The sequence below is a fragment of the Nocardia sp. NPDC058114 genome (assembly GCF_042884695.1).
Taxonomy (GTDB): domain Bacteria; phylum Actinomycetota; class Actinomycetes; order Mycobacteriales; family Mycobacteriaceae; genus Nocardia.
Genome location: NZ_JBHVTK010000002.1, coordinates 183830 through 202465, shown reverse-complemented (window position 1 = coordinate 202465; position 18636 = coordinate 183830). Strand labels below are relative to the sequence as shown.

The window sequence follows — 18636 nt, the reverse complement described above, 5'->3', positions numbered from 1 at the left end:
GCAGCGACGACAGATGGCCGCTAGACGTCACCAGGCCAACTGATAGCGCATTGAGGACATAGACTCAGAATGTGCCCGAACCCGCCTTCGAACCCGCTCCCCCTGGCGTGGGCGCGATCGTGGTCGGCAGCTTCCCGCTCGCGGCCGGACAGTGGACCCACGAGCACTACCACCCCCAGCACCAGCTGGCCTGGACACGCAGCGGCGTACTCGGAGTCGCTGTGGGACAAGCGCATTGGATCGTGCCGCCGACCCGCGCGTTATGGCTGCCCGCAGGAGTCGCGCACAAGACCGGCGCGAGCCGCGACGCCGTGCTGTGCAGCCTCTATTTCGAACCGGACCGCTGCGAGCTGGACTGGTCCGAACCCACCGCGGTCCGCGTCGACGGCCTGCTGGCCCACTTGATCGTGCACCTCGCCCAGAGCACACTGGCCGATGATCAGCGGCTCCGCGCCGAGGCGGTCGTCCTCGACCTGTTGCAGCCGCTGCCCGCGACGCCGATCGACGTGCCCCACCCCGTCGACGAACGAGTACGCACAGTCGCCGACGCGTTACTGGACAACCCGGCCGACCCGCGCAGCCTGGAAGCCCACGCCCGGGCCGTCGGCGTGAGCCGTCGCACGCTCACCCGATTGTTCGTGCAGGACACCGGGATGAGTTTCGACCGCTGGCGCACCCACGCGAGAATCCAGGCCGCGCTGCCACTGCTGGCCGACGGCCGGCCCGTCTTCCTCGTCGCGCACACCGTCGGATACGCCACCGCCAGTGCGTTTCTCGCGGCCTTTCGCCGAACGGTCGGCACATCGCCGCGGCGATACCTCGACAGCTGAACCGAACAGCCCCGAAGCCCACGACCATCAGGTGATCGGCAGCCCCTGCCGCACTCCGTCAGCGGCCTCCGGTGGACCCGTCCACCGGACGTCTGACGCTGAGCTGCGACATCCAGGCGACGCTGTCGATCGTCGCGACCCGCACCTCGGTCGCGATCGCTTTCATGTGCCCCTCGTCGAAGAGCGCGAGCGAGGCGCTACTGATCGTCCCCGCCTCGTCGACGCCGGCTCTCCAGCTGTCCGCCAGCCGTTTGTTCATCTCCGCCACCGCGTGCCGGCGCACCCGATCCCAGCTCAGGTCCGGATGCACCTCGTTCACGGTCCCGGTGCACAGCCAGTCGTCGAGCGTCATTCCGAACAGTTCCGACCACTGCTCGGTATAGGTAGTCACTGACTCGCTCCTCTGATCGGCGCTGCGACGTCGCACGGTGTCCGACCTGAATGATAAGGCCGCCCTACCGAAATCGATAGCGGGCCTTATACATTCGCCGCAGCATCGGCCGGATCGGCAGGCGGCCCGCTCAGCTCTCCTTGACCAGGTCCGGCTCGGTCTCGGCCATCACCGCTTCACCACGCGCGACCATTCCCGCTTCGTCGGACAGTGTCAGATGCGGGATGAACAACGCGAGCGCGAACGCGAGCACCGCACCCGGGATCAGGTACCAGAATCCGGGGACCAGCGCGTCGACGTAGGCGCTGACGATCGCGTCGTGCAGGTTGTCCGGCAGGTTCTTGACCACCGAGGGAATCAGTGCGCTCGGATCGATTTTCGCCGCCGCCGCTTCCTGCCAGTTCGCCTGGAACGCGCCGGTGAGGTTCTCGGTCAGCCTGCCGGTGAAGATGGAACCGAAGATCGCGATGCCCAGCGCGCCACCCATTTCACGGAAGTAGTTGTTGGCGCTGGTCGCCGTGCCGATCTGGTCGGGGGCCACCGCGTTCTGCACCACGAGCACGATGATCTGCATGATCAGGCCGAGGCCGGCGCCCATCACGAACAGCATGGCCGAGACCAGCCACATCGAGGTGTTGGCGTCCAGGCGGGTCAGCCACAGCATGTCGATCCCGATCAGCGCGGCGCCGATCGGCGGGTACACCCGGTAGCGACCGGTTTTGGTGATCGCGTTCATCGAGGTGATCAGCGTGAGCATCATGCCGATCATCATCGGGATCAGCAGCAGACCCGACACCGACGCGGAGGTACCGCTGGCCATCTGCAGGTAGGTCGGGATGAAGCCGATGGCCGCGAACATCACCAGGCCGACGAGGAATCCGATCAGCGAGGTGAGTACGAAGGTGCGATTGCGGAACAGCCACAGCGGCAGCATCGGCTCCTCGGCCCTCGACTCGACGAACACGAAGGCCGCGACCACGATGACGAGAGCGGCGATCATCGACACCATCACCGTCGAGCCCCAGGCGTACTGCTTGCCGCCCCAGTCGGTGATCAGGATCAGCAAGGTGGTCGCGGTCGACATGAGCACGATGCCGAGGTAGTCGGGCCGGAACTTGGGCCGATGGCTGGGGATGTTGAGGTAGCGGAAGGCGATGAACAGCGCGGCGATGCCGATCGGCACATTGATCCAGAAGCACCACCGCCAGTCGAGATGGTCGGCGAACAGTCCGCCGAGCAGCGGTCCGGCGACCGAGGTGATGCCGAAGACAGCACCCATCGGAGCCATGTACTTGCCGCGGTCCTTGGCGGGCACCACATCGGCGATGATGGCCTGCGCCAGGATCATCAGACCGCCGCCACCCACACCTTGCAGACCGCGGAACGCGATGAACTCCCAGAAGCTGGTCGACGCGGCGGCGCCGATCGACGCGGCGGTGAAGACGGTGATCGCGAACAGGAACAGCCATCGCCTGCCGAACATATCGCCGAGTTTTCCGTAGATCGGCATCACAATGGTGGTGGCGAGCAGGTAGGAGGTGGCGGTCCAGGCCATGTGCGAGACACCGCCCAGTTCGCCGACGATGGTCGGCATCGCGGTGCCGACGATCATCTGATCGAGGCTGGCCAGGAACATGCCCGCGATCAGAGCGGAGAAGATCAGCCAGATCCGCTTCTGCGTCAGGACGATCGGGGTGGGCGGCGAGTCGGCCGTCGTGGTCATCGGAGCGTCTCCCTTGTGCTGTCGTCCGGCCGGAACAGCCGGGAGGCCATGGCGCAGTGCTCGTGCAGCGCTGCCGCCAGCGACCCGTTCGGGTCCGCGGCCAGCGACATCGCCGCCCGCGTGGTGATGGTTGTCATGATTCCCGCGGTGAGCGAGGCGAATTCGGGGTCGACGTCGGCCCCGCACCTGGCCGCGAGGAGTTCGGCGATGGCGGCCTCCATCCGGGCGCCGGAGGCGATGAAGGCGGCGAGCACTCTCGGCTCGGCCATCACCAGTTTCGTGACCAGCGAGATGCCCTCGCGCACTTCGCTTTCCGGCTGGAAGCCCGCGGCGTGCAGCCAGGTGAGGTCTTCGATGAGCACACCGGTCGGACCGCCTGCGACGAATTCGCTTCTGGCTTCGGGCGTACCGATCTCACCGATCGGGCCGACCACCGCGTCCAGCTTGGTCTCGTAATAGTTGAAGAACGTGCGCGGCGAGACGCCCACGGCCTTGGCGATGTCGTCGACGTTCGTCGCGTCCAGCCCGTGCTCGACCGCCAATCGCCGCGCGGCGAGGCAGAGATCGAGCAGGGTCCGTTGCTTCTTCTGTTCACGCAGACCGACCGCGGCCTGTTTGACCGGCTCCTGAGTCACGCCCATAAATTAGCACAAACTGCAATATTTCAGGAACTGCAACTATTTGCCCGAGAAGCGGGCCGCCTCTTCGGGCAGGTCGACGCCGCGTTGATGCCGGGAAAAGGACCGACCCGGGGCGACACTGGAAGTCGTGGACATCGACCCCGGGGACAGCGCTGCGCAGGCGCCCGCGCGAACCAGAATGCCGACGTGGCTACCTCGGGCCATGGTGCTGGCACTGGCGTTCTTCGGATTGTTCCTGCTCGCAGACTGGGCGTTCCACCGGCTGACCGACATCCTGATCATCTTGTTCGTCGCGTTCTTCATCTCGCTGGCGATGGAGCCGCCCGTCGCACTGCTGGTGCGGCGGGGGGTACCGCGTGGTCTCGCCACCGGCCTGGTATTCATCGCCACCTTCCTCTGCGTGCTGGCCTTTCTCGCCGCACTGGTGACCCTGCTCGTGGAGACGGCGACCAACCTGGTCCATGAGACGCCACGACTGCTCGACGAGGGCGTGGACTGGGTCAATCACACCTTCGGACAGCACTTCACAACGCACGACCTGAGCCAACGGCTGCTGCGCGAATCAGACCTGCTCGAGAGCTACGCGCACACCGCCGCCGACAATGCCTGGGGCGTGTCGACCACGGTCCTGGGCGGCTTGGCCCAGGTCCTGACCATCGCGCTGTTCAGCGTCTACCTCACCGCGGGTGGCCCGAAGGTGCGGCGCACGGTGTGCTCACTCCTGCCGCCGGCCCGCCAGCAGACCTTCCTGCACGCCTGGGACCTCGCCATCGACAAGACCGGCGGCTACCTGTTCTCGCGGTTGCTGCTGGCGATCGTCTCCGCGATCGTGCACGGGGTATTCCTGTCGATCCTGCACCTGCCCAACCCCATCGCGCTCGGGGTCTGGTTCGGCGTGATCTCCGCGTTCATCCCGACCATCGGCACCTACATCGCCGCGATCGTTCCGGTCTTCGTGGCGCTGACGGTCGACCCGATGGACGCGGTATGGATCATCGTGTTCGCGGTTGTCTACCAGTGGTTCCAGGACTATCTGCTACAGCCTCGGATCACCGCGCGCACCGTCGACGTCAACGCCGCGATCGCCCTGCTGTCGGTACTCGCCGGTGGCGCGCTGCTCGGCGCGGTCGGCGCACTGTTGGCTATTCCGGCCACCGCGACAGTGCAGGCGTTCCTGTCCGAGTACGTCAAACACTATGCGGTGACCGAGGATCCGCGCATCGATCAGACGACACCGCGCCGCAAACGTTCCGCCCACACAACCACAACCACAGCCGCAGCCGAGGACGCTGTCTCGCAGAAGGACAGCGACTAGGGCGCGTCCCCGTAGATGACGAGCCAGATCGCGCGACCGAGTGATTCGGCCAATTCCTCCTCGCCGACACCGGTTTCGGCGGCGAAGGCGACCGAGATCGTGCGTTCGACCATCGAGGTGAGAATCAGGGCGGTGGCTCGGGGATCGAGCTGCGGCCCGACGCGGCCCGACGCCTGTTCGGCCGCCAGCCGGGCACGCACCAGTTCGGCGAAGGTCGCCACTCGGGAACGCCAGTAGGCACCGACCTCCCGGTCGTAGGAGCCCACTTCGGTCAGGGCGAGCAGCAGATAGCGATGGTCGCGGAAACCGCCGATCATCGCGCGCATGGCCAGCACGACTCCGGCCTGCTGATCGGTGTGCTCGGCACTCCACCACATCTCGGCCGCGGCGAACAGATCGGCGGTGGCCAACTCGGCCATTCGGATCAGCAGTCTGCTCTTGTCCGGAAAGTAGCGATAGAAGGTAGATCTCGCCGACCCGGACGCGGCGGCGATCTTCTGCACGGCGATCTCGGTGAACGGCGTGCCGTCGGCCAGCAGGTCTTCGACCGCGGTCAGGACCCGTCGTTCGAATTCCGCCCGCCGGTCGTCAGCGGGTTTGCGCGCCGATCGCGGGACACGGGTCAGTGAGGGCATCGGCTATCCGTCGCCGATGCCGCACCGGGTGCGCTGGCATTGCCCATGCGTCCCATTGTGCCCGTAGACCCGCGGGCCGCCGTGGTGGCGGGGGTAGGGGCCGCGGCAATCCCCCTGTCCCGGTTGGCTATTGACACCTGAATACGGCCCGCCTCATCATCAATCGGACACACTGTCCGAGACTCAGTGACCGAGGTGGTCTTCATGGTCGATTCCCCCGTCACCGCAGTCGAAAGGACCGACGTCGTCGTGGTCGGCGCGCGCTGCGCGGGGTCGGCTACCGCGGCGACACTCGCGAGGGCGGGTCGCGCTGTGGTCGTGCTCGACGCCGCCATCTTGCCGTCGGACACCCTGTCCACCCACCTGCTCTGGCCGGCCGGGCTGGCCGAGCTCCAGCGCCTCGACGCATTGGCCGCCGTCGAAGCACTCGGTGCGCCACGGCTGACCAGGGCCTACGCACAGGCCGCGGGCCACGGTGTCGGTTCTGGCTTTCCCTCGGTCGACGGCATCGACTACGCGATGTGTGTGCGCCGCACCGGACTCGACGCCGTGCTGGTGCGCACCGCGGTGAACGCGGGCGCGCAGGTGCGGCCGCGCTGCCGGGTCACCTCGGTGGTCTGGGACGGGAACCGTTGCGCCGGTGTGCGATACCTCGATGCCGCGGGCCAGACCAGGGAGATCCGCGCCGCGCTCGTTGTCGGCGCGGACGGGCGGCGCAGCACCATCGCCCGCGCGGTGGGCGCCGAACGACCGTTTCTGAGCGTGCCGAGCGGGCGCGACTGCTATTTCGCCTACTGGCGCGATGCCGCCGACGCTCCCCGCCACATCGCCGCCCAGTGGCGTGTCGGTGCCGACCTCGGCACCGCCTTCCCGTGCGACGACGGCCTGGTGCTCAGCCTGGTGCAGCCGCCCACGGTCAGCGACCTCGGACGAGGTCCCGGTGTGGCGGAACGCCGCTACGCCGAGGCCCTGGCCCGGATTCCGGATTTGACAGGCCGACTGCGCGGGTGTGAGCGCGTGGGCCGGATCCGTTCCGCCACCGGCATTTCCTCGTACTTCCGCCGTTCCGCGGGCCCGGGCTGGGCATTGCCCGGCGACTCCGGACACTTCAAAGATCCCGTCACCGCGCAGGGCATCCGCGACGCCCTGCACTATGGACGGACGCTCGCCGAGTCGGTCGACGAGGTTCTCCACGACCCGCGGGCTCTCGACGCTGCCCTGTCGGAGTGGGAGCGCCGCCGCGTCGTCGAGTGCCGCGAGATCTTCCACTGGACGAATCGGCTGGCACGTGGTGAAACGTTGCGGCCCTTGGAGATCGAGCTCTACCGCACCGCCGCCGACGACCCGGAACTGGCGGAGATCACCGCGGGCATCTTCTCCCGCACCCACCGGCCCGCCGAGCTGTATACCCCGTCCCGCGCACTGGGCCTCGCGGTCCGCGCCTCGGTCCACCAGTGGGCACATCTGCCCGCCGTCCTCGTCGACGTGGCACGCGAGATCCGCGACTCGACCAGCGAATGGCGAACCACGCGGACAACCCTGCGCGGCAACGCAACCGATGACTGCCCACCACCGAACCCGCCTTTCACCCTCACCACCGCAGGTCCAGGAGAACACCATGCCTGATCAGCCGACACCGTTGTCAGCACCGATCACCCGCCGCACCGCGCTGCGCGCCGGGCTCGTCGCCGGAGCCGCACTAGCCGTGACTCCCCCGGCCTTCGCCGCAGCGACGACTGCCCGGCGTTCGCCACTACTGCGCTCCGGCGGCAAGTCGGTGGCGATATTCGGTGGCGGCATGGCCGGGCTCAGTGCCGCGCACGAGCTGGCCGAGCGAGGCTACGACATCACCGTCTACGAGCCCGCGTTCCTCGGCGGGAAAGCCCGCAGTATGGGCGTGCCGGGAACCGCGTCGCCCGGTCGTCAGCATCTGCCGGGTGAACACGGGTTCCGATTCTTCCCCGGTTGCTATCAGCATGTCCCCGACACGATGAGCCGAATCCCGTTCCCCGGCAACCAGAACGGTGTGCTCGACAACCTGGTGCGGGTCGAGGGCACGGTCGCCGGATTCCAGGACCTGCCGCCGATCTTCGCCCCGGTCGAGCTCGGTGGACTGAGTCAGTTGACGCCGGAACTGATGCAGAACAGCATCATCGGCGCGCTCGGCTTCATCCCCGACCTACCACCACACGAGCTGGCGTTCTTCGCCAAGCAGATGCTCGTGTGGTTCACCTCCAGCACCGAACGACGCTTCGGCCAGTGGGAATACGTGACCTGGGAACAGATCATGCAGGCCGAGGGAAAGTCGCCCGCGTACCGGAAGTACCTGGTGAACGCGCTCACCCGGATCACCGTCGCCGCGAAGCCGCAGACCAGCTCCGCACGAACCATCGGCACGATCGGCGAGGCGCTGGTCCTGGCCGCGTCCGGCACGGTTGCGCAGTTCTCCGGTGGCGTCGACCGAATCCTCAACCGCCCGACCAACGTCGCCTGGATCGATCCGTGGGTCGACTACCTGCGCACGCTCGGCGTCCGCTTCGTCATGGGGCAGGGCCTGGCCGCATTGCGGATGGCCGGCGGTCGCATCGCCGCCGCGACGGTCAGCGGAACAGGTGGGACCACGACAGTGACAGCCGACCACTATCTGTGCGCCATGCCGGTCGACCGCGCGGTCGACCTCCTCGACGACACGATCATCGAGGCCGATCCGCGCCTGGGCGGGATGCGAAACCTGGTCACCGACTGGATGGTCGGCATCCAGTACTACCTGCGCCGCCCCACCGACATCCCCGAGGGACACATCGCGGCGCTGGGCTCCCCCTGGGCCCTCACCGCGCTGCGCCAAGCCCCCATGTGGGTGGGCGACTTCCCTGCCACCTACGGCGACGGCTCGGTGCTGGAATGCCTGTCGGTCGACATCTCCGACTGGGACACACCCGGAATCCACTTCGGCCGCACCGCCAAGGAATGCACCGCCGCCGAGATCGCCACCGAGACCTGGGCGCAGCTCAAAGCCTGGCTCAACACCGGCACCGACTGGCTACGCGACGAAGACATCCACTCCTGGCATCTGGACCCCGGCATCACCTGGTCGGGAACCACCATCCACAACGAAACCCCGCTGCTGGTCAACACAGTCGGCTCCTACGACAATCGTCCCGACGCACACTGCGCGATTCCCAACCTCTATTTCGGCGGTGATCACGTCCGCCACCACATCGACCTGGCCACCATGGAGGGCGCCAACGAATCCGGTCGCGCGGCGGCCAACGCCATCCTCGACGCCGCCGACGATCCGAGTCCCCGCGCCCAGATCTTCCCGCTGGTCTCCCTTCCCGGTTTCGCTGCCGCCAAAGCCATCGACGCGGACCGCTTTCGCGCCGGTTTACCTCACCTGCTCGACGGCTGACCCTTGACCATCCGCAGTTTCTGGTGCACGCTGACACCACATCATTGTGGTGTCAGCGTGCACCATAATTATTCGAGGCGGCCCGCCCAGAATCGGATGAGGTAACGATGCCCTGCTGTCTGCCGGCGAGCTACCTCGTCGCGGGATTCCAGCGGCTGCGCCGTCGTCCGGCCACGGAGACCGACACCGCGAGTTTCGCTCCCCGTTCACGATGCTCTACGCCACCCACTGGCAGCACGATCATCACGCCCACGCGAGGCAGGCGAGCCATATGCCGGTCCCGCCGCTCAGCTGCGCATTCATGGCGATCTCCACCCCTCGACAGCCTCTGACAGCTGCCAGTCTTCGAACGGAGCCGACCATGACCACACCGTCTCCCGTGCCCACCGCACCACACAAAGGGACCTCGCTGCTTCGCCGGTACGTCGGCGATCGACGATTTCTGCTCGCCTTGCCGCGCGCGGTGGGGCTACAGATTCTGCACCCGGCCATCGCGACAGCTCTCGACGAACACATGGCGATGCGGCTGTGGTACCACAAAGCGCGAACCGTGTCGCAGACGGTTCACATGGCCTATCACGATCGGGACCAGCAGCACCGCATGGTCAACATTCATGGGCACATCGGCGGAACCGACGACCGTGGCGCGCGCTTCCACGCACTGAATCCGGACCTGTTCCACTTTCAGCACGCGACCTATGTGGAGACGCTGGTGGTCGCGATCAACACCTTCATCGCGCCGATGTCGGATCGCGACCATGAACGGCTGTACGAGGAGTGCTGCGAGTGGTATCTGCGATTCGGCGTGTCGGCGCGGGCCATGCCGCAGGACTGGGCGGGTTTCGGCGACTATTTCGAACGGGTGTGCGCACAGCAGTTACGCCTCACCCCAGCCGGTCGCACGCTCGCACCCGAGATCGTGCGTCCGACCAGCTGGGTCCCGCGACTCCTGCCATCCGCCGCCGTCCGCGAGTTGCTCCACCCTCGCACCAAGGAACTGCTCGACGTCCGGTCCAGACCGGGAGATCGGGCCGCGTTCCGCTCCTACGCCACCGGCCTGCGGATGGCGGCGACGGTAGCACCGCGCAGGATTCGCTACGTTCCTTCCGCGCGCGCCGACAGGCGCGCAGGTCTCGTCCATCGTGCGGGCCGGGAGCTGTAGCCGGATCCGATCCAGCTTTCCTGATCACCATTTTGATTCCCTTTCCTCTTCACCAGTGAGAGAATCCTCGGTAACATATAGCGGTCAAACACGGCTTCCACCTGTTCTGATATTTGCAAGCAGGGGCAAATAGCGGATGAACATGGCGGATCCGTTTCGACCCGAAGATCTGAGCTGGCCATCGAAATGACAGAGTGATATACAAAACATCTCACTCTGTCTAAGGTGGTTGGTAGTCCGATACGGCTATCCAGGAGAAAATGTGTCTGATTCCGCCACACCCACCGTCGACGCCGCTGAACTGGCTGTTCGCAACCCAGCGTCCGGAGAACTGGTCGGCACCGTCGCCGTGTCGACCCCGGAGGAGGTCGCCGCAGCCGCGGCCGCGCTGCGCACAGCACAGCCGCGGTGGGCTTCGATCAGCGCGGCCGGGCGCAAGCAGTGGCTGCTCAAGCTGCAGGATTGGGTGCTCGACCACAGCGACGAGCTGGCGGACTCGATTCAAGACGAGTCAGGAAAGCCTCGGGTGGAGGCCGAGGTCGAGGTCGCGTTCACCGTCGACCTGCTGGGTTACTACGCGCGAAACGCCGCGAAGTTTCTCGCCGATACCGCCGTGAGCCCCCACACCCCGTTGATGCGGGTCAAGAAGCTGACCACCACGTACACGCCGTATCCGGTGGTCGGCATCATCACGCCGTGGAACTTCCCTCTCGCCATGCCTGCCTCCGACCTCGTCCCGGCGCTCGCCGCGGGCGCCGCGGTGCTACTCAAGCCCTCGGAGGTGACCCCGCTGACGCCGCTCGCCCTCGCGCGCGGCTGGGCCGAGATCGGTGCGCCGCCGGTGTTCACGGTGGTCTCCGGATCCGGCGCCACCGGCGCCGCGGTGGTCGGCAACGCTGATTTCATCCAGTTCACCGGCTCCGGCAACACCGGTCGCCGCATCGCGGTCGCCTGCGCGGAACGCACGCTGCCCTACAGCCTCGAGATGGGCGGCAAGGACCCGGCGATCGTGCTGGCTGACGCCGACCTCGACCGCGCGGCCAACGGCATCGCCTTCGGCGCACTGACCAACGCCGGACAGCTGTGCGTGTCGGTGGAGCGGGTGTACGTCGAGGCCGCGGTATACGACGAGTTCGTGAACAAGCTGGTGGCCCACGTCAAGACGCTGCGGCTCGGCCGCGACGACCGTAGCGGAAACATCGACGTCGGTCCCCTCGCCAACCAGGCCCAGCTCGACATCGTCACCCGCCACGTCGATGACGCGCTGGCCCAAGGCGCGCGAGCGCTCACCGGCGGCAAGGCGACAGGCGAGGGCAACTTCTTCGAACCGACGGTGCTGGTCGACGTCGATCACTCGATGTCGTGCATCACCGAGGAAACGTTCGGCCCGACGATCCCGGTCATCAAGGTCGCCGATGCGAACGAGGCGATCCGGCTCGCCAACGACTCCGAGTACGGACTGTCGGCCTCGGTGTGGACGGGCAACAAGTCCCGCGGGCAGGCAATCGCGCGGCGACTGGCCGTCGGTGCGGTGAACATCAACGACGCCACCATCAATCTGTTCAATTTCGCGCTCCCCCACGGTGGTTGGGGCCAGTCCGGCACCGGGTACCGATTCGGCGGTGCCGACGGCGTGCGCAAGTACTGCCGCAAGCAGGCGATCACGGCTCCGGCGCTGCCGACCCAGAAGTCCGAACTCGTCTGGTACCCGTACAGCCTCAAGAACTTCGGCTTCATGCGGAACGCGATGCGCGCGACCGGCGCTCGCGGCCGGCGCCGCTTCGGCAGGTAGAGGTCCGGCCGCGGACGGATGTCTCACCGAGCCGGTGAGACATCCGTCCGCGGCACACGGTGGTCGCTGCCCCACGCCAGGGAATCAGCGAGGCGCGGCGCCGGTCTCCTGGGTCGCCGTGCGCACGTCCAGCGGACGGAACCCGGGTGCGATGTGATCGCGGGCGAATCGGCGCGCTGCCGCCTCGTCGTCGAGCGGGATGACCGTCGGCCTGGTCAGCACCAGCGAGAGCGCGGTACGCGCCACCAACTCGGCAACGGGGAGCGGGTCGTAGGCGGGGAGCTTGCCCGCCTCCTGCAAGCGGGTGATGAACTCGGCCAGGAAGTCGCGACCGAGCTCGATCACCGGCGCTCCACCGGTGGTGAGGTAGGGCAGGACGGTGGCGGCGTCGGTGGCGAGGAGGCGGTCGAGCAACGGGTTGTTCCGCAAGCCGAGGGCGAAGGCAACGAACAGTTCGACGATCTGGTCTTCGGCGCTGGCGCCCTCGTCGGCCTGCCGGCGCATCGAGGCGTCGGCCTGCTCCAGCAGGTGGCGCACCTGCCAGAGCCCCACCGCCTGGACCACGTCGGTCTTCCCACCGAACCGGCGATACAGCGTCGCCAGGGACAGACCGCCACGGCGGGCTACTTCAGCCATGCTGGTGCGCTTGATCCCGAAGTCCAGAAACGCGGCCAAGGCGCCGTTCAGGACGTCGGCGTTATCGCGCTCGACACCGCCGTGTCCGCGAATACGTGCCAGCAACCTGATCGACTCGGCCATATCCCATTCCCCTCAGCTGACAAGAGCCCGAACATAATGTGGTCTGCCGGTAGCCCGCAACCTCGACTCTGTCAGACCAGGGGGCGGCCGAGCCGCTGACGCCGCCGCATGTCCCGCAGCATCGTCGAGTACGGCACGATCCGCGCACGGACGGGTAGCCGTCCGTAGACGGCCCCGATGGCACGGAACATCAGCCGATGCCGCCGCTCCTGTTCGTCGGTCCACGGAAGGTAGAGCTGTGCGCGCATGGTTTCGGGCAGCAGTCCGGTGACGGCGAAACGATGAAAGTCGGCAAGCCGACGCGGCCTCGGAACATTGCGCAATCCGACCAGCTTGCGCAGATATTCGGCGACCAGGTCGTCGATCTGCATGTTCGCCAGCCCCGATTCGAAGTAGCTGTCGAAAGCCGCCAGGTCGGCAAACCACATGTCGGGCCTCATCTGCAACCCGGTGCCGAATCTGGCCCCGTACTGCACGAAGACCTCTTTGGTGGCCCTGTCCAGTGGCCCGTAGAGGCGTTCGTGGGTATCCATGACTCCCCAGCACAGGCAGACCGCGACCCACTTCTGCAGTTCGGGGTCGAACGCGTTGTACTTCACCTCGGCGCCGGGCGCGGAACGAACGCGTCGATGGACGCTACCCACGGCCTGTCGATACTCGTCCCGGTCCTGCTCGGTACCGAGCATCGCCACCGCGATGTAGGTCAGCGTGGTGCGCAACCGCTTCCACGGATGGACGTCGGCGCGGCCGGAGTCGACGGTGCTCTCGACGACGCCGTAGCCCACCGGCCGGTTCGCGAGCTGCACGATCACATTCGCGCCCGCCCCGGCGAAGGCGCCGATCCCGTCGAGGAATCGCTCGATGTCGAAGTCCTCGACGGTGCCGTATCGACACCGCAGGACTCCGTCGACATCGCTCGCCGTCACAGGATCGGTCACCGTTGACACTTGACGCATAGTCCTGCGCCTCCTTCTTCTGAGAGCCACTAAGGCAATGATACAGTGAGATGGTATTCGACTAATCGACTCAGTGGGGCCTTTCGGTCAGTGCCGCTACGCACCGACGCCCCGCAGCGCCGAAGCGCTGCGGGGCGTCGTGGTGGTTCGACGATGGTGCGGTCAACCCTGAACCGAGTAGCGCAGTGCCGCGGGCGCGGTAGCGGGAACAGCGGGCCGCTTGGGCAGGATCGGTGCGAGGCGGACGTAAGCAGAACCCAGCACGGGACGGGGGTCGGCATCACCCTTGTTGGGCCAGAACGCCATCGCGCGCTCTGCTTGCGCGGTGATGGTCAACGACGGGTTCACCCCGAGATTGGCCGTGACCGCACTGCCGTCGGCGATGTGCAGGCCTGGATATCCGTAGACCCGCTGCCAGGGGTCGACCACGCCGGTGTCGGCGGAGTCACCGATGGTCGCGCCGCCGATGTAGTGCGCGGTGGCCGGAATACCCAGCAGGTCGGTGACCAGATTTCCCGCGTCACCATCGATTTCGGCGGCGTACTCCCGAGCGATCTCGTGCGCGATCGGGATCCACTCGGGATTCGGCTCCCCCGACCCCTGTCTGGTGACCAGACGCCGGCCTTTCAAGAAGGAGGTCAGCGAGTTGTCGAGCGATTGCATCACGAGCAGCACGACCGAGCGCTCGGCAGCACGGTGGACATTCTTCAACCGGATGAACTCGAGCGGATGCGCCGCCACCATGAGCAGTAGCCGCAGCATCCGGAACGCGCCGCCGTCGACCATCGGCAGGCCCTGGGTGAACAGCGCGTTCTGTCCTTTGCCGTACGAGCACACCTCGATATGGGTGTGCGGCTCGGGATGAATCGAGGAGGTGATCGCCACACCCTGGGACAGGTCGTACCGGCTACGACTGCATACCGCGACCACCGCCTCGGAATTGCTTCTGGTCAGCTCCCCGAGCCGAGGCGACAACCCGGGCAGCACACCATCGTTTCGCATGCGGTGCAGCAACTTCTGGGTACCCAACGCAGCCGCGGCGAAGACGACCTGGCGCGCCGTGAACCGGCGCCGGTTCCGGCGGACGATACCGCCCGACCGCATGGTCTCCACGAGGTAGCCGCCGTTGCCGTCCGGCCGCACCGAGGTGACCGTGGTGAGCGGGTGCACTTCGGCACCGTTGCGTTCGGCCAGGTACAGATAGTTCACCGTGGTGGTGTTCTTGGCATTGTGTGTGCAGCCGGTCAGGCATTCGGAGCAATGAATGCAGCCCGCGCGCGTCGGCCCGGCACCACCGAAGTACGGATCGGGCACCTCCGCGCCCTCCGCACCCTCGTTGAAGAAGACCCCGACATTCGTGCGATGGAACGTGTCGGCAACCCCGCGGCCCTCGGCAATCTTCAGCAGCACTTCATCTTTGGGCCCGACGCGCGGATTGGTTTGCACGCCGAGCATCCGCTTGGCCTGGTCGTAATACGGCGCCAGCTCCGATTTCCAGTCCGTGATGTGCGACCACGCACGGTCTTCGTAGAACGCGGGCAGCGGCTCGTACAGGGTGTTGCCGTAGATCACCGACCCACCACCGACACCCGACCCGCTGAACACCGCGCACTTGCCGAGAACGCTGATCCGCTGCGGCCCGGTCAAGCCGAGTCGGGGCATCCACAGCGACTTGCGGATATTCCAGTTGGACTTCGGGAAATCCTCGGGATTCCATCGCCGCCCGGATTCGAGAACACCGACGCGGTAGCCCTTCTCGGTCAGCCGCAGCGCGGTGACGCTGCCGCCGAAGCCGGAACCGATCACAATCGCGTCGTAGTCGTATTCGGTCATGATGCTCACCGCCCCCCGTGTCCATCGACGACGTACTCGGTCAGCGCCTTGCGCACGATCTTGCCGGTGGGATTGCGGGGCATCTCGTCGAGGAACACCACGTCACGGGGCACCTTGTACCTGGCGAGGTTGTCCTTGACGTAGTTCTTGATCTCCTGCGCGTCCGGCTTGTCGTCCGTGGCGGCGACGACGAAGGCGCGCAGCCGCTGTCCGAAGTCAGCGTCGTCGACACCGATCACCGCGACATCGGCGATATCGGCGCGACCCGCCAGCAGATTCTCCACCTCCAGCGGATAGACGTTCTCGCCACCGCAGACGACCATGTCGTCGTCGCGGCCGTCGATGAACAGCAGCCCATCGGCGTCGAAGTGGCCCATGTCCCCGGTCGACATGTACCCGTCGATGATCTGTTTGGTCTTCCCGTCGGTGTACCCCTCGAACGGGGCGACGGTGCGGGCGAAGATTCGCCCCGAGACGTTCGCCGCGGTGATTCGGCGATCGTCGCTGTCGTAGAGCGCGATGCGCGCGGTGACCGGTGCCCGCCCGACGGTGCCCGGCGCACGACGCAATTCGTGCGGCTGGGCGACAGCGGTGATCGCGACCTCGGTGGAGCCGTACCCGTTGTAGAGCACGTCACCGAACGCATCCTGCCATCGGATCGCCAGGTCGGGGGGCAGCGGTGCGCCGCCGACGAAAACCGTGCGCAGCGTCGAGGTGTCGTACTCGGCGATGACGTCGGGACCGAGCGCGAGAATGCGGTTCAACTGGGTCGGCACCGCGACCAGCATCTCGACCGAATGCCGCTCGATCGCCGCCAAGGTGGCCTGCGCGTCGAAGCGGCGCCGCAGCACGATCTCGGCACCGAGCGCGCTGGCTATCGTCCAGGTCCCCATCCCGGTGGTGTGGAAAACCGGAGTCGCGATCATGACGACCCCACCGCGAGGGAACGGCACCCGGTCGACGACCAGGGCGGTGGCGAACGGAGAGACCTTGGTGCGCGGCGCACCCTTGGGCAGGCCGGTGGTGCCGCTGGTGAGGATGATGAAGCCCGCGGGCCGGTCCGGCGGGGGCAGCGGGGCACCAGTGTTCGCCGACACCAGCATGTCGATGGTCACCGTGCTCGGCAGCGGCGTGTGTTCCGCGTCGACCCAGGTGAGGATCCGGGGCATCGTCTCGGGCAGGGCATCGATGAGCCCGGCGAATTCACTGTCGAACAGAATCGCGCGAACCTTCTCCCGCACAGCGACTTCGGTGAGTTGCGGCTTGGCGAAACTGGTGTTCAGCATGGCCAGCCGCAACCCTGCCTTGCCTGCCGCCACCATCGCCAGCACCAGGCCACGATGGTCACGGGCCAGCACGCCGACCACCTCGCCGCCGCGCAGGCCCTGCCCGAGCAGACCGTGGGCCAAGGCGTTGGACTGTTCGTCGAGCTCGCGGTAGGTCAGCACGCCGCGCTCATCGGCCAGCGCGGGTTCGTCGGGCCGATCGGCCGCACCGGCGCTGATCATCGCCGCTTGTGGGCCGTAGGAGTTGTTGAGCGCGATCATGCGCTTGATCCGGCGCGGTCGCCACAGGTCGATCAGGCCGGTCTGGTGCAACCGGCGCACCGCCCGCACCTTCTCGCGTACCTCGGCCGCGGTGCCGTTGGTCAGCTTCATCGATGAGCCTCTTTCGAATTCCGGTCCGCGAATATCACTGGCCCGCAGGCGTTGTCGTGTTGGTGGTCAGGTGATAGTGCTCGGGGCGCAGGGCTCGGGTCTGTAGTCGATAACTCAGGACCGCGCCCGGCCAGTTGTTGGTGATCCGGCCCGCGGCGTTGCGATACCAGCTCGAGCACAGACCCCACGGCGTACGGGCGAGCCGGGCTTGCAGCTTCACGTCGTATTCCTCGGCCACCGCACGCCGGACATCGAGGGTGTGCGCCGGGTGGCGGGACAGTTCCTCGAGCGCCTGGCGGATGTAGCGAGCCTGCGATTCGATCATGTAGACGATCGAGCCGACGCCCAGGTTCGTATTGGGCCCGTACACCATGAACATGTTCGGGAAGCCGGGCACCGTGATGCCGTGGTAGGCGCGGGCACCGCCCTGCCACTCGTCCTCGAGCTTGCGCCCGTTCGCGCCGCGAATCGCCACCGGCCACAGGAATTCGGTGCCCTTGAACCCGGTTCCGTAGATGATCACGTCGACTTCGTGCAGCACGCCGTCGGCGGTTTTCACCCCGGTCGGCACGACTTCGGCGATCTCGGTCGTCTCCACCCGCACGTTCGGCTGGGTGAGTGCCGGATAGTAGTTGTTGGAGAACAGCCCACGTTTGCAGCCGGCCGGGTAGTCGGGCGTCAGTTTCGCGCGCAGTTGCGGGTCGCTGACCTGCGTGCGCAGATGGTTCACGGCGATCCTGGTGACCAGGCCCCTGATCGCGGTGACATCAGCGATGCCCAGTGACAGAAACTCGCACAGGGCCCAGACCGCGAATCGCTCGGCGAGGCGAACCGGCGGCACCGTCGCGAACATCCGGTGATGCCACGCCTTGTACTCGACATCGGGCTTGGGCAGCACCCACGCCGCCGAGCGCTGGAACAGTGTCAGGGCCCCCACCTGCGGCTGGATCGCGGGCACGAACTGGATCGCGCTGGCACCGGTGCCGACAACGGCGACCCGCTTGTCCGTCAGGTCGACGCTGTGGTCCCACTCCGCGGAGTGGAAGGCGGGTCCGGCGAACGAACTGATCCCGGCGATGGTGGGCAGCGCGGGCCGCGAGAGCTGACCGACCGCGGAAATCAGCACGTCGGTGGTTGCCTCGTAGCCGTCGGCGGTGCGCACCGTCCATTTCCCGCTCGCATCGTCGAATTCGGCTTCGGTCACCTCGGACCCGAACCGGATCCGCTCGCGCAGGCCGTTGTCGCGCGCCACATCCCGCAGATACGCGTGGATATCGGGCTGTCCCGAGAACCGCTTGGGCCAATCGGATTTCGGCGCATACGAGTACGAGTAGAGCGGGGAGGGAATATCGCACCCGGCGCCCGGGTAGGTGTTCTCCCGCCACACCCCACCCACATCCGACGCCCGCTCCAGGATGACGAGGTCGTCGAAGCCGTGGCGCAGCAGTTCCATCGCCATGCCGAGGCCGCCGAACCCGGTGCCGATGATGACAGCGGACGGCATTGTCCGAGTGCGCATAGCCCAGCTCCTC

At 66.8% G+C, this 18636-nt stretch carries 15 protein-coding genes; 6 read left to right on the top strand and 9 right to left on the bottom strand.

What is annotated here, in order from left to right; genetic code table 11:
- Positions 1-71 precede the first annotated feature (71 nt).
- Positions 72-830: a helix-turn-helix domain-containing protein gene (locus ACFVVI_RS09475; protein ID WP_387444810.1), complete on the top strand. Its 759-nt coding sequence runs from the start codon at positions 72-74 to the stop codon at positions 828-830.
- Between the two features lie 58 nt (positions 831-888).
- On the opposite strand, the gene ACFVVI_RS09470 is transcribed toward ACFVVI_RS09475, so the two are convergent.
- From ACFVVI_RS09470 to ACFVVI_RS09460, 3 genes are all read right to left on the bottom strand, one after another.
- The gene (locus ACFVVI_RS09470; protein ID WP_387444808.1) at positions 889-1221 is read right to left on the bottom strand and encodes a hypothetical protein; all 333 of its coding nucleotides are present in this window, start codon (positions 1219-1221) and stop codon (positions 889-891) included.
- Positions 1222-1351: 130 nt separating this feature from the next.
- The gene (locus ACFVVI_RS09465) at positions 1352-2944 is read right to left on the bottom strand and encodes an MDR family MFS transporter (protein ID WP_378990125.1); all 1593 of its coding nucleotides are present in this window, start codon (positions 2942-2944) and stop codon (positions 1352-1354) included.
- Positions 2941-3579 carry a TetR/AcrR family transcriptional regulator gene (locus tag ACFVVI_RS09460; protein WP_379313566.1) on the bottom strand — a complete coding sequence of 213 codons (639 nt, stop codon included), beginning with the start codon at positions 3577-3579 and terminating at the stop codon, positions 2941-2943. The genes ACFVVI_RS09465 and ACFVVI_RS09460 overlap by 4 nt, the downstream gene beginning before the upstream one ends.
- A gap of 133 nt (positions 3580-3712) precedes the next feature.
- Here ACFVVI_RS09460 and ACFVVI_RS09455 point away from each other — a divergent pair, with 133 nt between their 5' ends.
- Positions 3713-4900 (top strand): AI-2E family transporter, encoded by a 1188-nt coding sequence (locus tag ACFVVI_RS09455; protein ID WP_387444804.1) that lies wholly within the window; start codon positions 3713-3715, stop codon positions 4898-4900.
- Here the strand turns inward: ACFVVI_RS09455 and ACFVVI_RS09450 are convergent.
- Entirely contained in the window at positions 4897-5535 is a 639-nt protein-coding gene (locus tag ACFVVI_RS09450) for a TetR/AcrR family transcriptional regulator (RefSeq protein ID WP_387444801.1), read from the bottom strand. The two genes, ACFVVI_RS09455 and ACFVVI_RS09450, sit on opposite strands and share 4 nt — an antisense overlap.
- A 204-nt stretch (positions 5536-5739) precedes the next feature.
- Here ACFVVI_RS09450 and ACFVVI_RS09445 point away from each other — a divergent pair, with 204 nt between their 5' ends.
- From ACFVVI_RS09445 to ACFVVI_RS09430, 4 genes are all read left to right on the top strand, one after another.
- Positions 5740-7161 carry an NAD(P)/FAD-dependent oxidoreductase gene (locus tag ACFVVI_RS09445; RefSeq protein ID WP_387444798.1) on the top strand — a complete coding sequence of 474 codons (1422 nt, stop codon included), beginning with the start codon at positions 5740-5742 and terminating at the stop codon, positions 7159-7161.
- Positions 7154-8944 carry an FAD-dependent oxidoreductase gene (locus tag ACFVVI_RS09440; RefSeq protein WP_387444796.1) on the top strand — a complete coding sequence of 597 codons (1791 nt, stop codon included), beginning with the start codon at positions 7154-7156 and terminating at the stop codon, positions 8942-8944. The genes ACFVVI_RS09445 and ACFVVI_RS09440 overlap by 8 nt, the downstream gene beginning before the upstream one ends.
- Positions 8945-9305: 361 nt before the next feature.
- Positions 9306-10106: an oxygenase MpaB family protein gene (locus ACFVVI_RS09435; protein WP_378990132.1), complete on the top strand. Its 801-nt coding sequence runs from the start codon at positions 9306-9308 to the stop codon at positions 10104-10106.
- 262 nt (positions 10107-10368) lie between these two features.
- Positions 10369-11898 carry an aldehyde dehydrogenase family protein gene (locus tag ACFVVI_RS09430; RefSeq protein ID WP_378990133.1) on the top strand — a complete coding sequence of 510 codons (1530 nt, stop codon included), beginning with the start codon at positions 10369-10371 and terminating at the stop codon, positions 11896-11898.
- Positions 11899-11982: 84 nt separating this feature from the next.
- Here the strand turns inward: ACFVVI_RS09430 and ACFVVI_RS09425 are convergent, their stop codons facing one another.
- From ACFVVI_RS09425 to ACFVVI_RS09405, 5 genes are all read right to left on the bottom strand, one after another.
- Positions 11983-12657 carry a TetR/AcrR family transcriptional regulator gene (locus ACFVVI_RS09425; RefSeq protein WP_387444792.1) on the bottom strand — a complete coding sequence of 225 codons (675 nt, stop codon included), beginning with the start codon at positions 12655-12657 and terminating at the stop codon, positions 11983-11985.
- A gap of 71 nt (positions 12658-12728) precedes the next feature.
- Positions 12729-13595, bottom strand: a complete 867-nt coding sequence (locus ACFVVI_RS09420; protein ID WP_378990135.1) for an oxygenase MpaB family protein — start codon at positions 13593-13595, stop codon at positions 12729-12731.
- Positions 13596-13775: 180 nt separating this feature from the next.
- Positions 13776-15446, bottom strand: a complete 1671-nt coding sequence (locus ACFVVI_RS09415; RefSeq protein WP_387444788.1) for a GMC oxidoreductase — start codon at positions 15444-15446, stop codon at positions 13776-13778.
- Positions 15447-15451: 5 nt separating this feature from the next.
- Entirely contained in the window at positions 15452-17104 is a 1653-nt protein-coding gene (locus ACFVVI_RS09410; RefSeq protein ID WP_387444785.1) for an acyl-CoA synthetase, read from the bottom strand.
- 34 nt (positions 17105-17138) lie between these two features.
- Complete coding sequence (locus ACFVVI_RS09405; protein ID WP_378990141.1) at positions 17139-18623, bottom strand: flavin-containing monooxygenase; 1485 nt, start codon at positions 18621-18623, stop codon at positions 17139-17141.
- Between the last annotated feature and the right edge of the window lie 13 nt (positions 18624-18636).

What these genes read in the sequence shown, in the direction of transcription:
- ACFVVI_RS09465 (WP_378990125.1), bottom strand. Translation starts at nt 2,944, where the DNA reads ATGACCACGACGGCCGACTCGCCGCCCACCCCGATCGTCCTGACGCAG.
- ACFVVI_RS09450 (WP_387444801.1), bottom strand. Translation starts at nt 5,535, where the DNA reads ATGCCCTCACTGACCCGTGTCCCGCGATCGGCGCGCAAACCCGCTGAC.
- ACFVVI_RS09445 (WP_387444798.1), top strand. Translation starts at nt 5,740, where the DNA reads ATGGTCGATTCCCCCGTCACCGCAGTCGAAAGGACCGACGTCGTCGTG.
- ACFVVI_RS09440 (WP_387444796.1), top strand. Translation starts at nt 7,154, where the DNA reads ATGCCTGATCAGCCGACACCGTTGTCAGCACCGATCACCCGCCGCACC.
- ACFVVI_RS09435 (WP_378990132.1), top strand. Translation starts at nt 9,306, where the DNA reads ATGACCACACCGTCTCCCGTGCCCACCGCACCACACAAAGGGACCTCG.
- ACFVVI_RS09425 (WP_387444792.1), bottom strand. Translation starts at nt 12,657, where the DNA reads ATGGCCGAGTCGATCAGGTTGCTGGCACGTATTCGCGGACACGGCGGT.
- ACFVVI_RS09415 (WP_387444788.1), bottom strand. Translation starts at nt 15,446, where the DNA reads ATGACCGAATACGACTACGACGCGATTGTGATCGGTTCCGGCTTCGGC.
- ACFVVI_RS09410 (WP_387444785.1), bottom strand. Translation starts at nt 17,104, where the DNA reads ATGAAGCTGACCAACGGCACCGCGGCCGAGGTACGCGAGAAGGTGCGG.
- ACFVVI_RS09405 (WP_378990141.1), bottom strand. Translation starts at nt 18,623, where the DNA reads ATGCGCACTCGGACAATGCCGTCCGCTGTCATCATCGGCACCGGGTTC.